Source organism: Streptomyces sp. NPDC046349, from assembly GCF_055587885.1.
This window is the reverse complement of record NZ_JBVJFK010000003.1, coordinates 1-17,506: the sequence shown is the minus strand read 5'-3', so window position 1 is coordinate 17,506 and position 17,506 is coordinate 1. Positions and strand designations below refer to the sequence as shown.

Sequence of the window (17,506 nt, the reverse complement as noted above, 5' to 3'; positions counted from 1 at the left end):
TCCGCTGCGCGCACCGGCGCGCCGCACCCCGGTCCGCCCGTCGACGAGGAAGCCATGACACCCCGACGCCCCCTCACCCCCGGCCGCTCCGGCACCGCCTGCGCGGTGCTTGCGCTCGTGCTCGTCTCGGCCGCCGCCGGCAGCCCCGTCTCGGCGGCCGGGGACGAGAAGGGCGACGTGCCGCCGGGCACCGTCGTGTACCGGACGACCGCCCAGTTCACGACCGCGGGCAGGGCCCGCGACCTGCTCCTGCACCCCGACTCGAAGAAGCTGTACGTCGGTTCGGACGATCTGCCCGGGACCACGGAGGCCGAGAGCGGTCTGCACATCCTGGAACCCGCCGACGGCGCGGTCCGCAGCACCGTCAGCCAGGCCCCGGGGCCCACGGGCACGCTCGGCCGGCGGGCCGTGCGGCAGCTCGTCGCGCCCCTGCCCGGCGACGGGGCGGTCTTCGTCTACCCGCTGCGCGGCATCGGCACCGCCAAGGAGGGGGACGCCGCCGCGGCGGGAGCATGGGTGCCGGGCGGGCCCGTCACCGACGCAGCCCCGGGGCCCATCCCCTCGACGGTGCTGGTGGCGCAGGGCTCCCTGCTGTCGGAAGTGGACATCGCCACCGCGGCCGTCAAGCGCTCCCTCACCCTGGAGGGAGGCGAGCGGTTCGCCTACGACCGGGCGCGCGGCACGGTGTGGTTCACCGACTTCGGCCACCGCCGGATGTACCGGGTCGACCTCGGTTCCTTCCAGGTCGCCGCGACCGTCGAACTCCCGGCGGGAGACGGCTTCGGGGGCTTCACCGAGGTCGATCCCGAGACCGGCGCAGTGTGGGTCGGCCTGGACACCTCCGTCGTCGTCCACGACGCGACGGGCAGGCCCGTCGGCAGCATCAGGGGCGGGGGCGGGGCCGACATGCCCCGCGCGGCCGGGTTCGACGCCGCCACGCACGAGGCCTTCGTGGTGTGGCAGGACACGGGGGACACATCGCAGCCGGACAGCGACGGCGACGGCGCGCTCACCGTCCACTGCACCCGCGACCTCGAGGAGGCCGCGGGGCCCGTCGTACTCCCCGGGAACCACGCACAGTTGGGCAGTGCGGCCGTCGCGGTCCAGCCCGGCGGCGGCGCCGTCTTCGTGTCCGACCCGGCCGCCGGCCGGATCACCCGCCTGGAGCGCACCACGTCCCCGAGGATCACCCGCAGCCCCGAGGACCGGAGCGTCGCCGCCGGAGCCGAGGCCTCCCTGACCGCGCAGGCCGAGGGGATCCCGGCACCCACCGTCGTCTGGCAGGTCAGCGCGGACGCCGGCCGGACCTGGCAGACCGTGCCGGGCGCGACCTCCACCACGTACTCCTTCAAGGCCGCGGCAGCCGACAACGGCCGCCGATACCGGGCGGAGTTCACCAACGAGGCCGGTGTCAGCCGTACGGCCCCGGCCACACTCACCGTCCCCGCGCCCACGACCGGCGGCACGACCGGGGGAACAGCGGCCGGCACGACCGGGGGAACAGCGGGCGGCTCCGCCGACTCGGCGACATCCGCAGGCACGGACGACTCCGCGGCCACCGTCGGCGGGGCCGGCTCGCCAAGCAGTGCGGCCGACCGTGCGGCAGGCGGTTCGGGCGGTGGTTCGGCCGCAGGCTCCTCCGGCACCAAGGTCGGCGGTACGGCCACCGCCCCCACCGGCGGTGCGCTCGCCTCCACCGGGACGGCCACGTCCTCCCTCGCCGTCGGCGCGCTCGCGCTCACGGCGGCCGGCTGGGCACTGGTGCGCCGAACCCGGCGCCGCCCCACCGGCTGAGAGAAGCGGGCCGGACGGGGAACGTCGCCGCCCGCCCCGTCCGTTGAACGTGTCGACCGCATCTTCCGCTCCGGGATCCAGGAAGACACCGCACGTGATCGTGATCGCCCACCTCAGCGACGTCCACCTCGACGGCGACCGGCGCGCGGCCGACCGCACCCGCGCCGTCATGGAATACCTCGACGGCCTGCCCCACGATCTGGACGCCGTCCTGGTGAGCGGGGACATCGCCGACCACGGCGAGGACGCGGAGTACGAAGAAGCCGCCAAGCTGCTGCGCTCGCGCCACCCGGTGATCGTCTGCCCCGGCAACCACGACGAGCGCGCCGCATTCCGCCGGGGACTGCTGGGGGAGACGGCGGGATCCGCGCTGCCCGTCGACCAGGTGCTGCGCGGCGACGGCTTCGTGCTGGCCGTGTGCGATTCGTCCGTCCCGGGAGCGGACCACGGCCTCCTCGAGGAGTCGACGCTGGCCCGGCTGGACGGCGTACTGGCCGACACCCCGCGGGACACTCCGGTCCTGGTCGCCTTCCACCACCCGCCCACCGAGCTGCACACCCCGTACGTCGACGGGATCCGGCAGTTCGGCGAGGAGCGGCTCGCCGCCCTCGTCGAGCGGCACCCCCACCTGAGAGCCTTCCTCTGCGGGCACGCCCACACCGCCGCCGCCACCACTTTCGCCGGCCGGCCGCTCCTCGTGGCGCCCGGCGTCGTGTCCACCCTCCGGCTGCCGTGGGAGGGGCGCACCGGCTCCTCCGAGCACGTGCACCTCGACGAGCCGCCGGCCGTCGCCTTCCACGTGCTGGGCGAAGACGGCCGGCTGACGACCCACTACAGGGTGGTCGTGGACCGCCGGTAGCTGCGGCCGTCGCGGGTCCGCGTGAGCAGGCCCGCGGTGATCAGATAGCGCCGCAGCGCCGAGCAGTCCTCGTGCACGGTGCGCAGCGCGTCGTTCACCTCGGGCTCCGTGTACGAGCGTTCCACCGAGAAGAGGGTCTCGGCCAGGTGGACGAGCAACTGCTCCCGGCGGGCGGCCTTGCGCGGGATCGCGGTGAGGCGGCCGCCCGAGAAGAGGTCGCTGACGTCCCGGCGGACCGGGCGGGCGGTGGGCTGCTGTGGGGGGTCGGTCCGTGACATGCCGCCGACCCTCTCGCGGCCCGCACGGTCCGGCAACGCATTTTCCCCGCCGGGGCCGCCCGCCCGGCGGCAGCCGGGCCCGTCCGGCCCCGGAGTCCTCCGGCGCCGGACGGGCCCGGCTTTCGCTCGGTGGCCGGATCAGGGGCCGACGGTGATGTCCTGCGCCGGGTCGGTGGCGTCGGAGACCTTGTAGACCGCGTTGAACACGGACGCGGTCGCGCTCGTGGGGCAGCCGAACCCGCCGGTGACCTTGACCGGTACGGAGGCGTTGGTGAACGTCAGGCTCGAGGGGCTGCCGTTGACCCAGGTGCCGGCGACGCTCGCCGGGGCCGTGGGCGCGGCCGTGACCGTACACGAGGCGAGCCCGGTCGTCTTGACGACCAGCCCCCCGGTCGGAACGGCCATGGTCGCGGTGATCGGCGATCCGTCCTGCATGGACACCGCCCACGCACCGCTGGTGGTGACCGTCGGGGTCACCCCCGGCATGCTGGAGGTGCAGGAGCTGTACGTCGGCGGCGAGATGGGCGAGGACACGGGCCCGGCCGGGTTGCTGTTGCCGGGGGCGGCCGGCACCGTTCCGGTGGAGACGGAGACCGTGCAGGTCACCGTCACCGAGCCGGCCTTGAGCGTGGCCTTCCCGCTGAGGACGGCCTTGAAGTCGTGGCCGGCGGGGGTGACGGTGGTCGACCCGGCCACGGGCGCGGGGGCGGCGGATGCGGTGACCGAGGCGAGAGCTATGGCTCCGGCGGCGGCCGTCCCGAGGGCGAGCGCGGTGCGCGTGCGGCTCATGGCTGTGCTCCTTGGGGATCGGAGTGCGGGGTGGGGGGAGGGGGCGCGTTCCGCGGCGGAGCCGCGACCGGGGCCGTGACCGGAGCCGGCCCCGCGGTGGGTTCCGGGACCGAGGTCGCGTCCGCGGTCCCGTCCGCGGTCTGGTCCGCGGTCCGGTCCGGATCCGCGGCCGGTGCCGCGCTTGCGGCGCGCTGGGCGGCGTACGGCTGCCAGGCGAACATCAGGCCGCCGCCGAGGATGCCGAGGAGGGTGCCGATCAGGAACCCGCCCAGGTTCGACAGGACCAGCGCGGCGGTGGCGATCAGGGTGGTGAGGACTCCCGAGAGGGCCCGCTGGGACGGTGAGAACCAGGCGGTGAGGCCGAGCACGACCATCACGATGCCCATCAGGACGGACGGGATCCCCGCCACACCCTGCTGAAGCATGACCTTCAACGGCGCCAGCGGGAGGACGCATATCCACGTCCCGGCCATGATCGCGAACAGCCCGCCCCAGAAGGGCCTGCTGCGCCGCCACCGCCGCCAACGCTGACGGCGGCTCAGAAGCATTCCTTCTTGCCCTTGCTGACGTTCATGCCGAGACCGGAGAGCTTGAAGGTGCCGGCGTTCGTCGCCCACGCCGTCTGCTGCAGATCGGTGATGCGGACCGTGTCGGCCTGCTGGGCGAAGAGGTCCTGCATGCCCTGCGCGTCGGCCGGACCCTTGTCGAGCGTGGAGGCGTCCCGCCCGATCTCGATGTTGCTGAACACGGCGTCGCCGGCGAGCTGGGTCGCGTCGACGAAGAGGTTGCTCGCCTCCACCGGGGTCTTCTTGCCCGCGGTGAGGTTGAGCGAGATGTCCCCGATCACCGGGAGCGTGGTGACCACGGACTGGCAGAGGTTGTTGAGCCTGGCCTCCCGGATGGCGGTGACGGCCACCGGGATGAGCTCGTCGCGGGCATTGACGTCGACGCCGCCGTACTGGGCGAATCCCTCGCCCTCCAGGCTGCTCGCCGACACCTTGAACTGCTGTCCCGACACGGCGAACGAGGCGGCCAGCACGCCCTGGGCGAGGGCGATGCCCAGGCCCGCGGTCACCGCGACGGCGGGGACGGTCAGGACGGCGAACCGGCGCCAGCGGACGCGGCCGGAGTCGCTGTGATCGTCGGATAGATGGGGGGAACCGGTCATGGGATCGTCCCTAATTTCGGCTGTGCACCGTTGTTACCGACGAGTTGAATGTAAGAGTGCCAATGGTGGTTGGCAAGGTTGTGCGAGCGCACCCTTTGAGCCGACTCCTACTGCTCCGTACGCAGCAGTTCCGCGACCTCCGCGTCCACCCTCCGGGCCATCGCCCGGGCGAACTCGGTGGCCACGACCTCGCCGGCCACCGGCCGCAGGGCCGCCACCGCCGCCGTGATGTGCTGGAGCTGCGTGGCCGAAAGCAGCTCCAGCCCCTCCGTACCGATCACATGCCGCCGGAACAGTCCGACGAAGCGGTCCGCGAGCGCGGCCGCCTGCGCCTGTAGGAACTCCCCGGCATCCAGGATCTCCGCCAGCGGCACCCCCTGCCGCACCAACGCCAGCGTCGCGTCCAGCAACCGCCGGCTCGGATAGGTGACGAGGTCCCCGTCGACCGTGACGTAGCCGAGTCCCGCAGCCCGCCGGGTGTCCTCGGCGGTGGCCGTCGGGCCGAACAGCTCGCGCAGCTCGGCCCGGGTCATCGTCACCGGCTCCTCCTGAACCCAGTCTCGGGTCATCTCCCGCTCCAGACCCAGCAGTTGGGACAGGCCGCCGCCCTCCTCCCACGCGTTCAGCAGCTCCGCGATGCCGTTGACCGTGTAGCCGCGCCCCAGCAGGTCGCTGATCAGGCGCAGCCGGGTCAGGTGGTCGTCCGAGTACCAGGCGATCCGGCCCTCCCTGCGCGGCGGCGGTAGCAGCCCGCGCTCCTGGTAGTAGCGCAGGTTGCGCACCTTGACGCCGGCCGCCCGCGCCACGTCCTCCCGGCGGTAGCGCCCGCCGCCGCTTCCGTCCCCCACTTGACCGCTTCCGTCCCCCACCTGGCTGCTCACGCGCCAGAGTGTAGGACGTACCGGCAGGTCACATAGGGCGAGTGCCGCCCGGACGATCCTGCTTGACCGCCCGCAGGACCACGAACTTGGGCTCGCTCGCGACGACTTCGCTGTTGCCGAAGAGCCGGCGCAGGTGGGTGTGGTAGCCCATGTGCCGGTTGGCGACGACCCACAGCTCGCCGCGCGGCCGCAGCGCCTTGCGGGACTGGGCGAACATACGCAGCGCCGTCGCGTCGGTCGTGGCCTGGTGGGAATGGAAGGGCGGGTTGCACAGGATCAGGTCGACCGAGCCCGGGTCCAGCATGGCGACCCCGTCGCCCACGAGGAAGTCGGCCCGCTCGCGCTCACGGTGCACGTTGGCGCGGAACGTGGCCTTCGCCGAGGCGACCGCCTGGTACGACTCGTCGGTGAACACGATCTCCGCGCGCGGGTCCGCGACGGCGACGGCGGTGCCGACGATGCCGTTGCCGCAGCCCAGGTCCACGACCCGGGCGCCGTTCGTGTTGGTCGGGATGCTCTGCAGGAAGAAGCGCGTGCCCACGTCGAGCCGGTCCGCGCAGAAGATCCCGGCGTGGTTGACGGCCGTCAGCCCGGCGCCCGAGCCCGCGTCCTGGTCCAGCTGGTACGTGACCGGCCACGGGTCGTCGCCCCGCGTCGCGGTCGCGCTGGGCGTGCAGAAGATCAACCGGGCCTTCTTCTCGGCGAGCGAGGTCCTGGTCGGGCCGAGGATCTTCTCGAAGAGGTTCAGGGTGGAGGTGTGGATCTCCTTGACCATGCCCGTGCCCACGACGACGGTGCCCGCGTGCACGTGCGGCGCCAGCCGGTACAGCTGGTCCTCCAGCAGGGCCAGGCTCTTGGGCACCCGTACGAGGAGTACGTCGATCCGGTCGGGCGGCGGGTCCTGCGTGGTCAGGAGCCGCACCGTGGACTTGGCGGTGCCGATCCCGGCCCGGTCCAGATTCGCCGCGGTGCCCGCCCGGGAGAGGTAGGAATCGGTGATCTGCGTCGGGCGGAACGCGGCCAGTGCCGTCGTCAGTGCTCCCCAGCGGTCACCCAGGATGGTGATCTGCCCGGCGCCGGCCAGGTCCACCGGGCCGCGTTCCCCCGTACCGGAGTCGAGGTGGCGCAGCAGGTACTCGTCGGCGGCGTCCCAGGCCCGGAGCCGGTCGCGCGGGTCCTCGGGGAAGCGGGTGAGCTCGTAGGAGCCGAAAGGCGTGGTCAGACGGTTCATCGTGCCCCCAGGCTAACCGAGGCCGCCGCCCGGCCCCGCACACCCGGGGCCGGGACCGCCCGCGTGCCCCGCTACTCGGGGAACTCGCCGGCCATCGCGGCCGCCATCCGCAGGTGCGGACGGGCCTCGTCGGACCGGCCCATACGCTCCAGGGTGCGCCCGAGCATGAGCTGCGCGTAGTCCTCCACGGGCCAGCGCTCCAGCACGGCGCGCAGCTCGCGCTCGGCGCGCGAAAGCTGCGCGGAGTGGTAGTAGGCACGGGCCAGCAGCAGCCGCGGAGCCAGCTGCTCCGGGGCCTCGCCGGCCAGCGGCTCCAGGATGCGGGCGGCCGTCACGTACTCCCGCGCGTCGAAGAAGAGCCGGGCGCGCGCCCAGCGCTCGGCCGCCGTTCCGTGCTCGTAGTACTCCGTCGGCGCGTTCATCGCGTCCCTTCCGGCGTTCAGGTGGTTCGTCCGCTGCCTCCAACACGCCTGGCCGCCCGAACATTCCACTCAACACGGCCGCCCCCTCGGGGCTAGGTTGTGCCCATGAGCAATCTCGATCGCCAGCCCGCTCTTTCCGCCTGCGGCGGCCGCGGCTTCGTCGTGGCCGAACCGGTGCGCGAGCTCCTCAGCCCGCGCACGGTCAAGCTCGGGGAGTCCACCGAGGTCCGCCGACTCCTGCCGAATCTGGGCCGCCGCATGGTGGGCGCCTGGTGCTTCGTGGACCACTACGGCCCGGACGACATCGCCGACGAGCCCGGCATGCAGGTGGCGCCGCATCCGCACTCCGGGCTGCAGACGGTCAGCTGGCTCCACGAGGGCGAGGTGCTGCACCGCGACAGCGTCGGCAGCCTGGAGACGATCCGCCCGCGCGAGCTCGGCCTGATGACGTCGGGCCGCGGCATCAGCCACTCCGAGGAGAGCCCGCGCCCCCACGCCCGCTTCCTGCACGGCGCCCAGCTGTGGGTGGCCCTGCCGGACGCCCACCGGAACGTGGAACCGCACTTCCAGCACCACGCGGACCTGCCCCGGGTGACCGCTCCGGGCCTGACGGCGACGGTCATCCTCGGCACCCTGGACACGGCGACCTCGCCCGGTACGGCGTACACCCCGATCGTGGGAGCGGACCTGGCCCTGGCGGCCGGCACCGAGACCCGGCTCCCGCTCGACCCGGACTTCGAGTACGCGGTCCTGTCGATGTCCGGTGAAGCCCACGTCGACGGCGTCCCGGTCCTCCCGGGCTCGATGCTCTACCTCGGCTGCGGCCGGACGGAACTCCCCCTGCGCGCGGCCTCGGACGCGGGCTTGATGCTCCTGGGCGGCGAACCGTTCGAGGAGGAGATCGTGATGTTCTGGAACTGGATCGGGCGGAGCAACGAGGAGATCGTACAAGCCCGCAAGGACTGGATGGAAGGCTCCCGGTACGGCGAAGTCAAGGGCTACGACGGCCCCCCGATCCCTGCGCCGCAACTCCCGCCGGGGCCGCTGAAGGCGCGCGGACGGGTGCGCTGACCTGCACGTTCGTGAAGCAGGCCGACCAGTCGAGGTCAGGTGGGAGAGACCGTATCCGGCGCGGAGATCATCCCGGCGATGCGAGCGACGCAAGGCTCCGCGCCAGCCTCTCCGAGCCCTCGACGTTACCCAGGTAGGACCAGCTGGGGTCAGCTTTGCCAGGACCAATGCCGACCCCATGCCGACTTTGGTGACGGTTCGTCAGCTCTGTTGGCGTCCTGTTGTTGGGTCGCGGTGGCGATCGAGACCTGACGCTGCTCGGTGTAACGCTCTGTAGTGAGGGGTAGGGCTCGCCTCGCCGCGGAAATCGGGCAGCGTCGCTTACAACAGACGGGCGCCTTCGCGATCAGAATGCCGAATCGAAGGCACGGCAGTGGCGTCGTAGGCATGAGGACGGCGGCTCGAATCCGCGAGCGAGTACTGGCCATCATGTGTACGGGGCGCGGACGTCGAGGTTGTAAGCAGGTTCTTGGAGTGCTGGTGGTACAGTGCCATACCACTCCTGATCAGGCAAAATGGAGGGATCCGTCGTCGATCGTGCGGTGTTGGTCCGCAACTGGCCCGGATCTTGTTCCACTCAGGGGAAACACCACGACTGTTGAAGCCGGAGGGAGTCGCGCGTCATCCACGCCCGACGCATCTCCCGATGGATCGCCAGCACGAAAGGGCCGTCTCCCGCACCAGGGCTGTAGCCCGGGTATGGGAGACGGCCTTCTCTGTTGTCGGCGGTCGAGGGGACCCCTGCACTGCCGCCCATCCCGGCTTCTCAGGACGCGGTGCAGTTGACCCGCACCGGGGCCGCTGCGGCGTGGCGGTTGTCGGCGCCGTTGCCGCGGTTGTCAAGGACGACAGAGATCTTGTTGTCCGTGATCGAGAAGGTCCCGGCCGATATCCACTGGCCCAGCGAGGCGGGCTGGTTGATCGTGAAGGAGCCGATCTCGTCGCCCGACTTCTGGTTGAACGAGCGGTAGACGGTGTAGTGGGCCGGGCTGCCGCCGACATACGAGAGGTCGCGCACGTTCGGAATGAACACCTGGACCGAGCAGCGGCCCTTCTGCACCTTGTCCGTCGTGAACTTCCACTGCGCCCAGATGCCGTCCGAGCGTGAACTGCCGGACATCGGCAGGCTGTAGTAGAAGCCGCTGCAGCCGTAGGACGTGGTGCTGCCCCGGCTGCCGCGCCAGCCCTCGTTGCCGTCGCTGTAGAAGTCCCCGGTGGCGAAGCCGGGGGTCTCGCAGCCGGGGCCGATCAGGCGCGCGTAGGTGACGGCCGAGGGCCGGTTCTCCGGGACGGTCGCGGGCGGGTTGGCGCCGGGCGAGCCCTTCGAGGGGGCCTGTCCGGGGTCCTGGGATACCGGGGTGTCCGTACGGCTCTCCCCGGCGGGCGCCGCGTGGTTCGTGCCTCCCGGGGAGCTGCCCTCGCCCCCGCCGGGGCCCTGGGGGAGACTGCCCGCAGGCTCGCCGGCCGTGGTTCCGGGGGCCTCGCCGGGCTGCTCGCCGCCGACCGTAGGGGTGCTCGGGACGGAGACCCGCTGCTCACCGGGTACGAGGCCGGGGCCGGAGCCGTCAGGGTTCAGCGGGCTGCCGGCCGGAGCCTCGGAGGAAGCGGCACGGGGCTTCTCATCGGGGCCGGATATGAGGAACGGCAATCCGATGAGGACCAGCCCGCCGAGGACGGCTGCGGCGATCATCGGCTTGTTGGGCCGCCCGGGCGGCAGCAGGGCGGTGCGGGTGCCGGAGGTGCCCGAGCGGGTGTTCGCGGCGAGAGCGGTCTCCGCCGCCGACTCGGTCGCGGTGTGGGCTTCGGTGGCGGTGACGGTGGCGGTGGTGGCGCTCGCGGTTTCGGTTGCGGTCGCGGTTTCCGCGGTGGAGGCTGCCGACTCGGTGGCGGTCGGGACGGCGGCGGTCGAGGGGGGCTGCGCAGCGGCGGGCCGGGTCTGCGGCTCCGCCTCTGCCTCCGGCTCCGACTTCGGCTCCGTGGCCGTCTGCGGGGCACGTTCGGCGGTCGCGGTCGCGGTCGCCGTCGCGGTGGCCGCGCCGCCCGCCTCGGTGGTGCGCGTCCCGGTCTCGGCGGCCGGCCGCGGGGTGGCGCCGCCGGACCCGGCGGCAGGGGAGGCGGCGGCGGGGAACAGGCCGGTCGTCGGCTCCTCGGAGAGGACGGCGAGCGCCGCCGCACGACGCACCGGGGACCCCGCGGCGTTCTCGCCTACCGGGCTGGACTCGCTGTTTGCCATGACTGTGGGCCTTTCGGGGGCGGGAGGAGGAGTGCGGGAACGACGATGCTCAGGGAGTCGGCGGGACTCGGTGGAACGGGCCGGTGCACCGGTCCGGCCAGGGCACCGCCCCGGCCGGCCCCGTACGGCGGGCGATGGCGTCCAGCCGTTCCACGGCGTCGGACGAGGGGGCCCGGAACCGGCTGGTCCCGGTGGGCAGTTCGGCCAGCAGGATGCGGGCGGGCAGGTCTCCGGTCGCCTCGTGGCGGGCCAGAACGGTGAACGCGGCGCCGGTACCGAAGAGGGCCTGCGCCCTGTTCCCGTCACGGGACAGTACCGAGGTGCGCCGGGCCGTCAGGGGCCGGATGGCGTAGCGGACGTGGGACGGCGGCGGCTGGGGCGCGTGCTGCGCGTCCACGTGGACGACGTCCAGCGGCGCATCGCACTCCACCAGCGCGCCCGGCACCACATCGTCCGGGACGGCCGCCGGCGCCACGGCGCGTACGAGGGTGCCCCGCAGAGCGGGAAGGCGCCGCAGACCCGAGGCCAGGCACGCCGCGTACGGGCGCAGCGCGCCGTCGGCCTCCTCGGCCAGCGCCTGGGCCCCGAACGGGTCGTCGGGGGAGGAGGAGAGGTAGAGATGGACGGCGATCAGATCGGCCAGGGCCGCCTCCTCGCCGCTTCCGCGCAGGGCGGGCAGCCGGATGAGGGCCTGGCTGACGGGCCCGCTGTGCTTCTCCCAGACCCCCGAGGCCAGCTCCCGGAACGCGCGGCGGTCCGGCTCGGCCGCGCCCTCGTGCGGGCGGCTGCGGGGGGTGGCGAGGGTGGCGGGCACCCGGTTCACGGCCGGTGCCGGTGCCGGTGCCGGTGACGCGGGCGTGCTGCCGGTCGCCCCGGGGCGGGCGGTCGCGGGGACTGCCGGGGTCCCGGCCCCGAGGGCCGGGACGGTACCGACGGCCGAGGGCGCGGTGGCCTGGGTGGCCGACGTGCGGCCGGTGCCGGTGGCTGCCGCGACGGGGAGGTGGCCCGCGGCGCGCGGTGCGGCCGCTCCCGGCGCGGAGGCCGTTTCCGGAGCAGCCTGGGCGGATGCCGTTACCGGGCGGGATGGGGCGGACGTGGTCCTCGGCGCTGCCACCGGGGCCGCGAGTGCCGTTGCGGCCGTGCCCCCTTCGGTGCGCGGGGCGCCGGGGCTGCTCGGGGTCGAGGGCTCGGCCGCAGGGCCGGCTGAGGGGTCGGCCTCGGCCGCGGCTTCGGGGCGGGTGGCCGGCCCTGCCGCCGTGGCCGGGCCGCTCCCGGCCGTCGGTCCGCATTCCGTCGGGGGAGGGGCCGTCGCGGGAAGGGCCGCCGGGGACGGCGTCGACGCGGGTTCGGCGGGTGAGCCGTGCGGGGCGAGGGCCTCCGAAGCCTCTGGAGCCGTCGGAGTCTGCGGGGACCGTGCCGGGCTGCCTTCGCGGCGGGGCGGCGTCGCCAGCGTGAGCCCGGTACGGACCGCGAACCGCCGCAGTCCGGCGACCGCTTCGGGCTCCGCGCCGTCGGGGACCGCGAGCTCGGCGTGGGCGCGGGCCGCCGCGTCCAGACCGGCCAGGAGCGCGGTCAGGTCCTTCAGGCACGCCTCGCGCGCGGACTTCTCCGCCAGGCAGTCCGGTGCCAACTCCACCCGCAGGGCCCGGGCCTGCGCGGGCAGCTCCCGTACCTCGGGCGGTGCCTCGGGGGCGGCGCCGAGCCAGAGCCCGGAGCGCACCGCCACCGCCCAGACGCCGGACGGCAGCCGCAGGGTCGCCGGTTCCGCCCCCGGGGTGCCCGCGTTCGGGGGGAACGCCCAGGCGGAGGGGCGGGGCGCGGGGCGGGAGCCGTCCTCCCCGGTGGGGGAGCAGACCAGAGAGGTCAGCAGCGCGGGCCAGGTGAACTCCCCCTCGGGAGAGAGCAGTCGCACGCACTCGGCGTCGGCGTCGGCTTCGGCCTCGCCGTCGCTCCCGGCGACCGTGACGGGGAGGCCCAGGCAGACTTCGAGCTCCGTGCCGAGCAGGTCACAGACCTCCTCGGCCAGGGCGACCGCCTCGCGGCCGTCGGCCGGGACGAGCCGCAGGGCGCGGCGCGGCTCGGCGGGCAGACCGGCGAGGAGGGTGGCCACGTCCTCCGCGGTGACGGGCTCCGCCCGCGGGGCGCCGAGCAGCACGCTCAGCCGGTCGGGGTGCACCGCGACCGCGTAGGCGGGCTCGTCGGGGCGCGGCGCGGCGGCGTCCGCCGGGGACAGGGCGAGCCCGGCGGGCACGGCGCGGACCACGCCCTCCCCGACCGGCCCCAGCGGGACGCGGGCCAGAGCGCGTTGCCAGCGCGGGGCGGGCAGCCGGGTGCCCAATGCCTCGGGCGTCGCTCCCGGGGCGAACCGCCACCAGCCACCGCCGGGGGTGGCGGGTTCGGTGACGTAGAGCAGGCCGCCGGGGGTGAGCACGGCCCGGGCGTCGGGCGCCTCCAGGGTCACCTCCCAGGCGTCGGCGAGGCGTTGGGCCAGCGGCCCGGTCTCACCGGCCGGGGCGGCGGCCCCGGACAGCACCAGCCGGACGGCGAGGGGGTCCTCCTCGCGCAGGAGGGCCAGCAGGCCGCCCAGTTCTTGGCCGAGGTTGCCGGCGGCCGCCGGCGGTACGTCCACCACGACGGCGGGCCGGCGGGCGTCGGCGGGCAGTTCCCGTACGAGGGCGCGGATCGGGGAGTCCCCTATGGCCGAGGAACGCAGCAGGTAGCGGTGGCGGAACTCGTCCCGGACCGTGCACGGCGGTTCCGCCGACAGCCCGGTGCCGGTGCCGGTGGCGGAGTCGGAGTCGGTGCCGGATTCGGTACCGCTCACCACCGCCGCGCCGGGCTCCGGGGTGCTGCCGCGGCGTCCGAACCGGCGCAGCAGCCGCCCGGACATGCCGCCGCCCGGAGACCGTTCCGCCGGTCCGTCGCCACCCTGTCGCACTGCTCCGCCCCTCTTCGCCGACCCTGATGTGATCATGATGCGTCCCTGGGGCGGCCGCTCGGACCACCCGGACCCCGGTTCCGGCCGGAGAGCCGGTCGAATGCGAACCGGGAGAGGTCGGATCCACCGCGGTCGGGGCGGCCGCCCGGGTTCCCGGAGCCGGAGGGGCTCGGGGTGTCGTCGCCGAGGGTGAGTTCCTCCATGAGCGACAGGCCCCGCTGCACCTTGGGCTGCCGGCCGCCGCTCCCCTCCGGGCCCCCGAACCGCGCATGCCGCTCGTCGTCGTCGCGGTCGGTCCGGGTGCGCTTGCCGGGTGCCCCGGACCGCTCGGGTGCCGCCTCGGGCTGGTGCGCGACCCATCCGCGCTCGCCGGCGTCCCAGCGGATGTCCAGCGGTGCCGCGCCGCCACCGCCGCGGGTGCTCGAGGACGACGGGGCGAAGGTGCGCGGGCTGCCGGCCGGGGGCGTCACGTGGATGGTCCGGCCGAGGCCGTCGGCGTAGAGGCCGAGCAGGAACTCCGCGGTGGCGTCGAGTCCGTTGGGCGTGGCGGCGCCGTGCTCCCCGTAGGTGGCCAGGGTGTGGTCGAAGGAGTGCACGCGACCGGTGGTCAGGCGGACGAAGAAGTCGTTGACCGAGGTGCCCTGGGTGTCCAGGTCATTGGTCAGGTTCTTCGCCGCCGCGATCGTCCCGTTCCGCACGTAGATGCGCCGGAACATGGGACGCAGGACCTCGTCCCAGGTCAGCGGCGCCTGGTGCAGGGCCTGGGGCGGAGTCGAGGTGCTGCCGGCCGGCCCGGCCGCGGGCTGTCGCCGCTCCGGCGACGGTTGCAGTGCCTCGCTGAGCGCGGCGAGGAAGGAGCCCTGCGGCTTGTGGAACCGGGCGGCGGCGAGCAGGTCCCGCTCGGCCAGCCGGCCCCCGATGTCGTCGGCGGCCGGCGTCGGCGGCCGGACGAGATAGGTCCGGGCGAAGTGACGCATGTGCCGCAGGTAGGCCGACGTGTCGTCGCTGAGGGCCAGTTGGTAGGCGTGCAGGCGCATCTGCGTCGGGTCGAGACCCGCCCAGAGGTGCGGGTGCCCCGGAACGGTGTGGGACAGGGCACGGCTGATCCGCTGCTTCTGGGGGTCGCCCAGCCCGGGGTCGCGCGGCGCCTCGGTCTGGGCCCGGGGCAGGCTGGGGCCCGGCTCGCCGGCGGGCGGGACGCTGCTCTCCGTCCGTGCCTTCCAGGCGATTCTGCCGGGGCGGAACAGGGGGCGCAGCGGGTCCGCCTCCTGAGCCGGGAGCTCCTGCGCCTTCCTGGACTTCGGCCGGCCGGAGCCGTTGCCCAGCCCCGCGCGGACGGCCGCGAGCCGAAGGCCTCCGCGTGATTTCCTGACCTCCTCGCCGCGGGCGGGGTACGTGTCCCCCTCGGCGCGGTTGAACAGCCGGGCCATGGGGTTGGGGAGCCCCTCGTGGTCCTGCGGCAAGCCGCCCACGAGATGGCCCGCGAGCAGTCGGGACAGGTCGGTCTGGGTGGCGTTGTGGCGGAAACCGGTGTGGAAGGCGAGACCGCGGGTGGGCGGCACCAGGTTCTCGGCGGCGCTCCGCAGCGGGGCGATGGCCTGCTCGTAGCCGTCCGCACGGGGCTCGGTCCCCGGGGTGTGGGTGATGCCCGTCCCGAGTTCCTGGGCGAGGTCCCAGGCGGCCAGTTCCATCAGGCTTTCGCTGAGCTCGTGGAACTCGCCGCCGCCGGTGCCGAAGCGGACCGGTCCGACGGCGTCGCTCTCCAGCAGGACGGCGGCGCCGTCGACGAAGAGGTTCGGCTCGGGGGAGTAGGGGAGCTGGGGGGCGATGGCCGCCTGGCGGTCACGGGCGTTCATGTCGCGCCGGACGGCGCGGTCGAACGCCAGGACGTCCGGATGGTTGACGTCGTTCGGGGAGGTCCGCGGTGTCTCCCGGACGGGCGCCGTGGCGGGCTTGGACGGCTGCCCCGCCTCGTTGTCCTGCTGGGCGGTCCGGTTCTTCTCGAAGGCGGCGAGCTGCTTCTGGTACGTCGCCTCCGTCTCGGCGTTCTCCTCCTGCACCCGCGTCGCGGTGTCCCGCAGGAGCCGCTCCCTCCCCTGCCGGGTGAAGGGGGTGAAGTAGCCGCCCGACATCAGGTACGGGCGCAGGGGCGGCAGGACCTCCGGCGGCTGGGCCGCGATCTCCTGCGGTGACAGGGGCCTGAAGTCCCGTTCGGTCGGCTCGTCGACGAGGGGCGCCGCGAACACCGCGGCGTCGTCCACGTCGTCCACGTCGTCCACGTCGCCGGCGTGGTCGGCCGGGAGCGTCCCGTCCTCGTCGAAGCGCAGTTGCCGGTCCAGCTGCGCGAAGATGTGGCTGCCGTCCGGGGCACGGTGGGGGTAGTCGTCGAAGTCCATGAAGGACACGTACGGATGGCTGCCCTGGTCCATGAAGGCGCGCAGGGCCTGGCGGTTGGCATCGCTGACCAGGAGCGCGTTGCGGGCGGCTCCGTAGGGGAACTTGTCCGGCCACGGGTTCAGCGGGGTGGGGACCAGGGCCAGGGGCAGGGAGAACGAGGTCTGCTGCGCGGCGTTCGCGATCGCGGTGTGGATGCGCTCTTCCGCCTGCGCCCGCATCGTGGCCTTCTTCGTTTCCACCTTCGTCGAGGACTTCTCGCCGCCGTTGACGGCGACGACCACCGCGACGCGGCCCCGGTACCGCTCGGGCAGGCCGTCCTGCACGTGGTGCAGGAACCGTTCGAGCAGTCCGGGGGAGTCGGTGATGGTCCGGTGGCTGACCATGGCGTTGACGACGTAGGAGATCTCGCGGCCCTGCCGGACGCTCTCGCCCACCCAGTGCTGGTACTCCCCGGCGGCCATCGGGCTGCGGGTGGCGTGGCGGGCCAGGTCGTCGAAGGCCGGGTTGACGTACGCGTACGGCCGGGCACCCGGACCCTCGGGGTTCACGCCGGGGGCGTACCACGGGCGGGTGGGCGCGTCGTCCAGCTCCATCGCCGTGGAGTCGGAGCCGGGGGCCTTGCTGGAGGCCAACAGCGGTGTGTCGTCGGGGGCGAGGCGCTGCTGCGCGGCGGCCTCGCCGGCCGGGCTCGACGCCGGGGCATCGGGGGTCGCGGGGGTTGCGGGGGCGGTCGTCACGGAGGCGGCGGTCGCCGGGACCGCCGTCTCGGGGGTGCTGGCCGTCAGGTCGGACGAGGTCGGGTTCGGGAGCAGGTGGGCGACCGACTGGGCGTAGATGTTGCGGGCCCGCAGGGCGTCGATGCGCTCGGGACCGGAGAGCCCGGCCAGCAGTTCCGCGAACTCCCGGCTCATCTGCTCCCGCTGGGCGTCATCGGACGAGTCGATGGTCGCGGCCCGCACCGCCAGGGCCTCGACGGCCTGCTTGACGGTGTCGTTCAGTCCGTTGCCGGGGTCGCCGTGGCGGAAGTAGGCGTCGATGTTGGCGAGGTCTTCGTCGGTGAAGCCCTTGGGTCGGGAGCGTGTGGCTTCGTTGCCGGTTTCGTTGCCGGTTTCGGTGGGGGCGAGGTGTTTGGCGAGTTTGGTGGTGTGGTGCCAGGCGGCGTGCTTTTCGGCGTCCTTGCGGAGGTCGAGGGGGAGGTCCTTCTGGTGCTGTCCGGAACGGGTGGGGGAGTGGGTGACGATGAGGCGCTCGTACCCGGGAGCGAGGGCGTTCTCACTGGTGCGCTTCGTGCCGTCGCCAGTGGTGGCGGTGACCGTCGGATCCGTGTGCCAGGCGGTCATGCGGAACCCGCCCATTTCGCTGTTGGGTTCTTCGAGGTAGCGGACGTTGAAGCCCATGAGGGCCATGGCTTCGAGGTTTCCGCTGCGGAAGCCGAGGTGGCGGGT

12 protein-coding genes and 1 pseudogene are annotated in these 17,506 nt (G+C 73.8%); 3 read left to right on the top strand and 10 right to left on the bottom strand.

The features are described from left to right. Window positions 1–54 precede the first annotated feature (54 nt). Both ACZ6JS_RS07290 and ACZ6JS_RS07285 read left to right on the top strand, forming a co-directional pair. On the top strand, window positions 55–1,794 hold the full coding sequence (locus ACZ6JS_RS07290) for a hypothetical protein (RefSeq protein WP_469296478.1): 1,740 nt from the start codon (window positions 55–57) through the stop codon (window positions 1,792–1,794). Between the two features lie 94 nt (window positions 1,795–1,888). Continuing rightward, window positions 1,889–2,653, top strand: coding sequence for a metallophosphoesterase (locus ACZ6JS_RS07285; RefSeq protein WP_469296476.1), 765 nt, complete (start codon window positions 1,889–1,891; stop codon window positions 2,651–2,653). Here the strand turns inward: ACZ6JS_RS07285 and ACZ6JS_RS07280 are convergent. The 7 genes from ACZ6JS_RS07280 to ACZ6JS_RS07250 form a co-directional block, all read right to left on the bottom strand. Beyond that, window positions 2,626–2,931: a DUF2087 domain-containing protein gene (locus tag ACZ6JS_RS07280; RefSeq protein WP_469296474.1), complete on the bottom strand. Its 306-nt coding sequence runs from the start codon at window positions 2,929–2,931 to the stop codon at window positions 2,626–2,628. The two genes, ACZ6JS_RS07285 and ACZ6JS_RS07280, sit on opposite strands and share 28 nt — an antisense overlap. A gap of 138 nt (window positions 2,932–3,069) precedes the next feature. Further along, a complete protein-coding gene (locus ACZ6JS_RS07275) occupies window positions 3,070–3,720 on the bottom strand; it encodes a hypothetical protein (RefSeq protein WP_469296472.1) in 651 nt (216 codons plus the stop codon). Further along, window positions 3,717–4,268 (bottom strand): DUF6114 domain-containing protein, encoded by a 552-nt coding sequence (locus ACZ6JS_RS07270; RefSeq protein WP_469296470.1) that lies wholly within the window; start codon window positions 4,266–4,268, stop codon window positions 3,717–3,719. The genes ACZ6JS_RS07275 and ACZ6JS_RS07270 overlap by 4 nt, the downstream gene beginning before the upstream one ends. After that, window positions 4,259–4,888 (bottom strand): DUF6230 family protein, encoded by a 630-nt coding sequence (locus ACZ6JS_RS07265; RefSeq protein WP_469296469.1) that lies wholly within the window; start codon window positions 4,886–4,888, stop codon window positions 4,259–4,261. Before ACZ6JS_RS07265 ends, ACZ6JS_RS07270 begins: the two co-directional genes overlap by 10 nt. Before the next feature lie 107 nt (window positions 4,889–4,995). Then, window positions 4,996–5,769 (bottom strand): MerR family transcriptional regulator, encoded by a 774-nt coding sequence (locus tag ACZ6JS_RS07260; RefSeq protein WP_469296467.1) that lies wholly within the window; start codon window positions 5,767–5,769, stop codon window positions 4,996–4,998. A gap of 28 nt (window positions 5,770–5,797) precedes the next feature. Continuing rightward, window positions 5,798–7,000, bottom strand: a complete 1,203-nt coding sequence (locus ACZ6JS_RS07255) for a methyltransferase (protein ID WP_469296466.1) — start codon at window positions 6,998–7,000, stop codon at window positions 5,798–5,800. 71 nt (window positions 7,001–7,071) lie between these two features. Then, window positions 7,072–7,422: a tetratricopeptide repeat protein gene (locus ACZ6JS_RS07250; protein WP_469296465.1), complete on the bottom strand. Its 351-nt coding sequence runs from the start codon at window positions 7,420–7,422 to the stop codon at window positions 7,072–7,074. A gap of 105 nt (window positions 7,423–7,527) precedes the next feature. Between ACZ6JS_RS07250 and ACZ6JS_RS07245 the strand changes: the two genes are divergently transcribed. Next, window positions 7,528–8,493 carry a pirin family protein gene (locus ACZ6JS_RS07245; protein ID WP_469296464.1) on the top strand — a complete coding sequence of 322 codons (966 nt, stop codon included), beginning with the start codon at window positions 7,528–7,530 and terminating at the stop codon, window positions 8,491–8,493. 766 nt (window positions 8,494–9,259) lie between these two features. Here ACZ6JS_RS07245 and ACZ6JS_RS07240 read toward each other — a convergent pair. From ACZ6JS_RS07240 to ACZ6JS_RS07230, 3 genes and pseudogenes are all read right to left on the bottom strand, one after another. Next, window positions 9,260–10,726, bottom strand: coding sequence for a carbohydrate-binding protein (locus ACZ6JS_RS07240; RefSeq protein WP_469296462.1), 1,467 nt, complete (start codon window positions 10,724–10,726; stop codon window positions 9,260–9,262). 49 nt (window positions 10,727–10,775) lie between these two features. Continuing rightward, window positions 10,776–13,616, bottom strand: a complete 2,841-nt coding sequence (locus ACZ6JS_RS07235) for a hypothetical protein (RefSeq protein WP_469296461.1) — start codon at window positions 13,614–13,616, stop codon at window positions 10,776–10,778. A gap of 80 nt (window positions 13,617–13,696) precedes the next feature. Then, window positions 13,697–17,506: pseudogene (locus ACZ6JS_RS07230) on the bottom strand (hypothetical protein); the annotation flags it as partial.

Excerpts from the sequence above, each read along its gene's own strand:
- ACZ6JS_RS07250 (WP_469296465.1), bottom strand. The coding sequence starts at position 7,422 with ATGAACGCGCCGACGGAGTACTACGAGCACGGAACGGCGGCCGAGCGC.
- ACZ6JS_RS07240 (WP_469296462.1), bottom strand. The coding sequence starts at position 10,726 with ATGGCAAACAGCGAGTCCAGCCCGGTAGGCGAGAACGCCGCGGGGTCC.
- ACZ6JS_RS07275 (WP_469296472.1), bottom strand. The coding sequence starts at position 3,720 with ATGAGCCGCACGCGCACCGCGCTCGCCCTCGGGACGGCCGCCGCCGGA.
- ACZ6JS_RS07235 (WP_469296461.1), bottom strand. The coding sequence starts at position 13,616 with ATGTCCGGGCGGCTGCTGCGCCGGTTCGGACGCCGCGGCAGCACCCCG.
- ACZ6JS_RS07270 (WP_469296470.1), bottom strand. The coding sequence starts at position 4,268 with ATGCTTCTGAGCCGCCGTCAGCGTTGGCGGCGGTGGCGGCGCAGCAGG.
- ACZ6JS_RS07265 (WP_469296469.1), bottom strand. The coding sequence starts at position 4,888 with ATGACCGGTTCCCCCCATCTATCCGACGATCACAGCGACTCCGGCCGC.
- ACZ6JS_RS07290 (WP_469296478.1), top strand. The coding sequence starts at position 55 with ATGACACCCCGACGCCCCCTCACCCCCGGCCGCTCCGGCACCGCCTGC.
- ACZ6JS_RS07280 (WP_469296474.1), bottom strand. The coding sequence starts at position 2,931 with ATGTCACGGACCGACCCCCCACAGCAGCCCACCGCCCGCCCGGTCCGC.
- ACZ6JS_RS07245 (WP_469296464.1), top strand. The coding sequence starts at position 7,528 with ATGAGCAATCTCGATCGCCAGCCCGCTCTTTCCGCCTGCGGCGGCCGC.
- ACZ6JS_RS07255 (WP_469296466.1), bottom strand. The coding sequence starts at position 7,000 with ATGAACCGTCTGACCACGCCTTTCGGCTCCTACGAGCTCACCCGCTTC.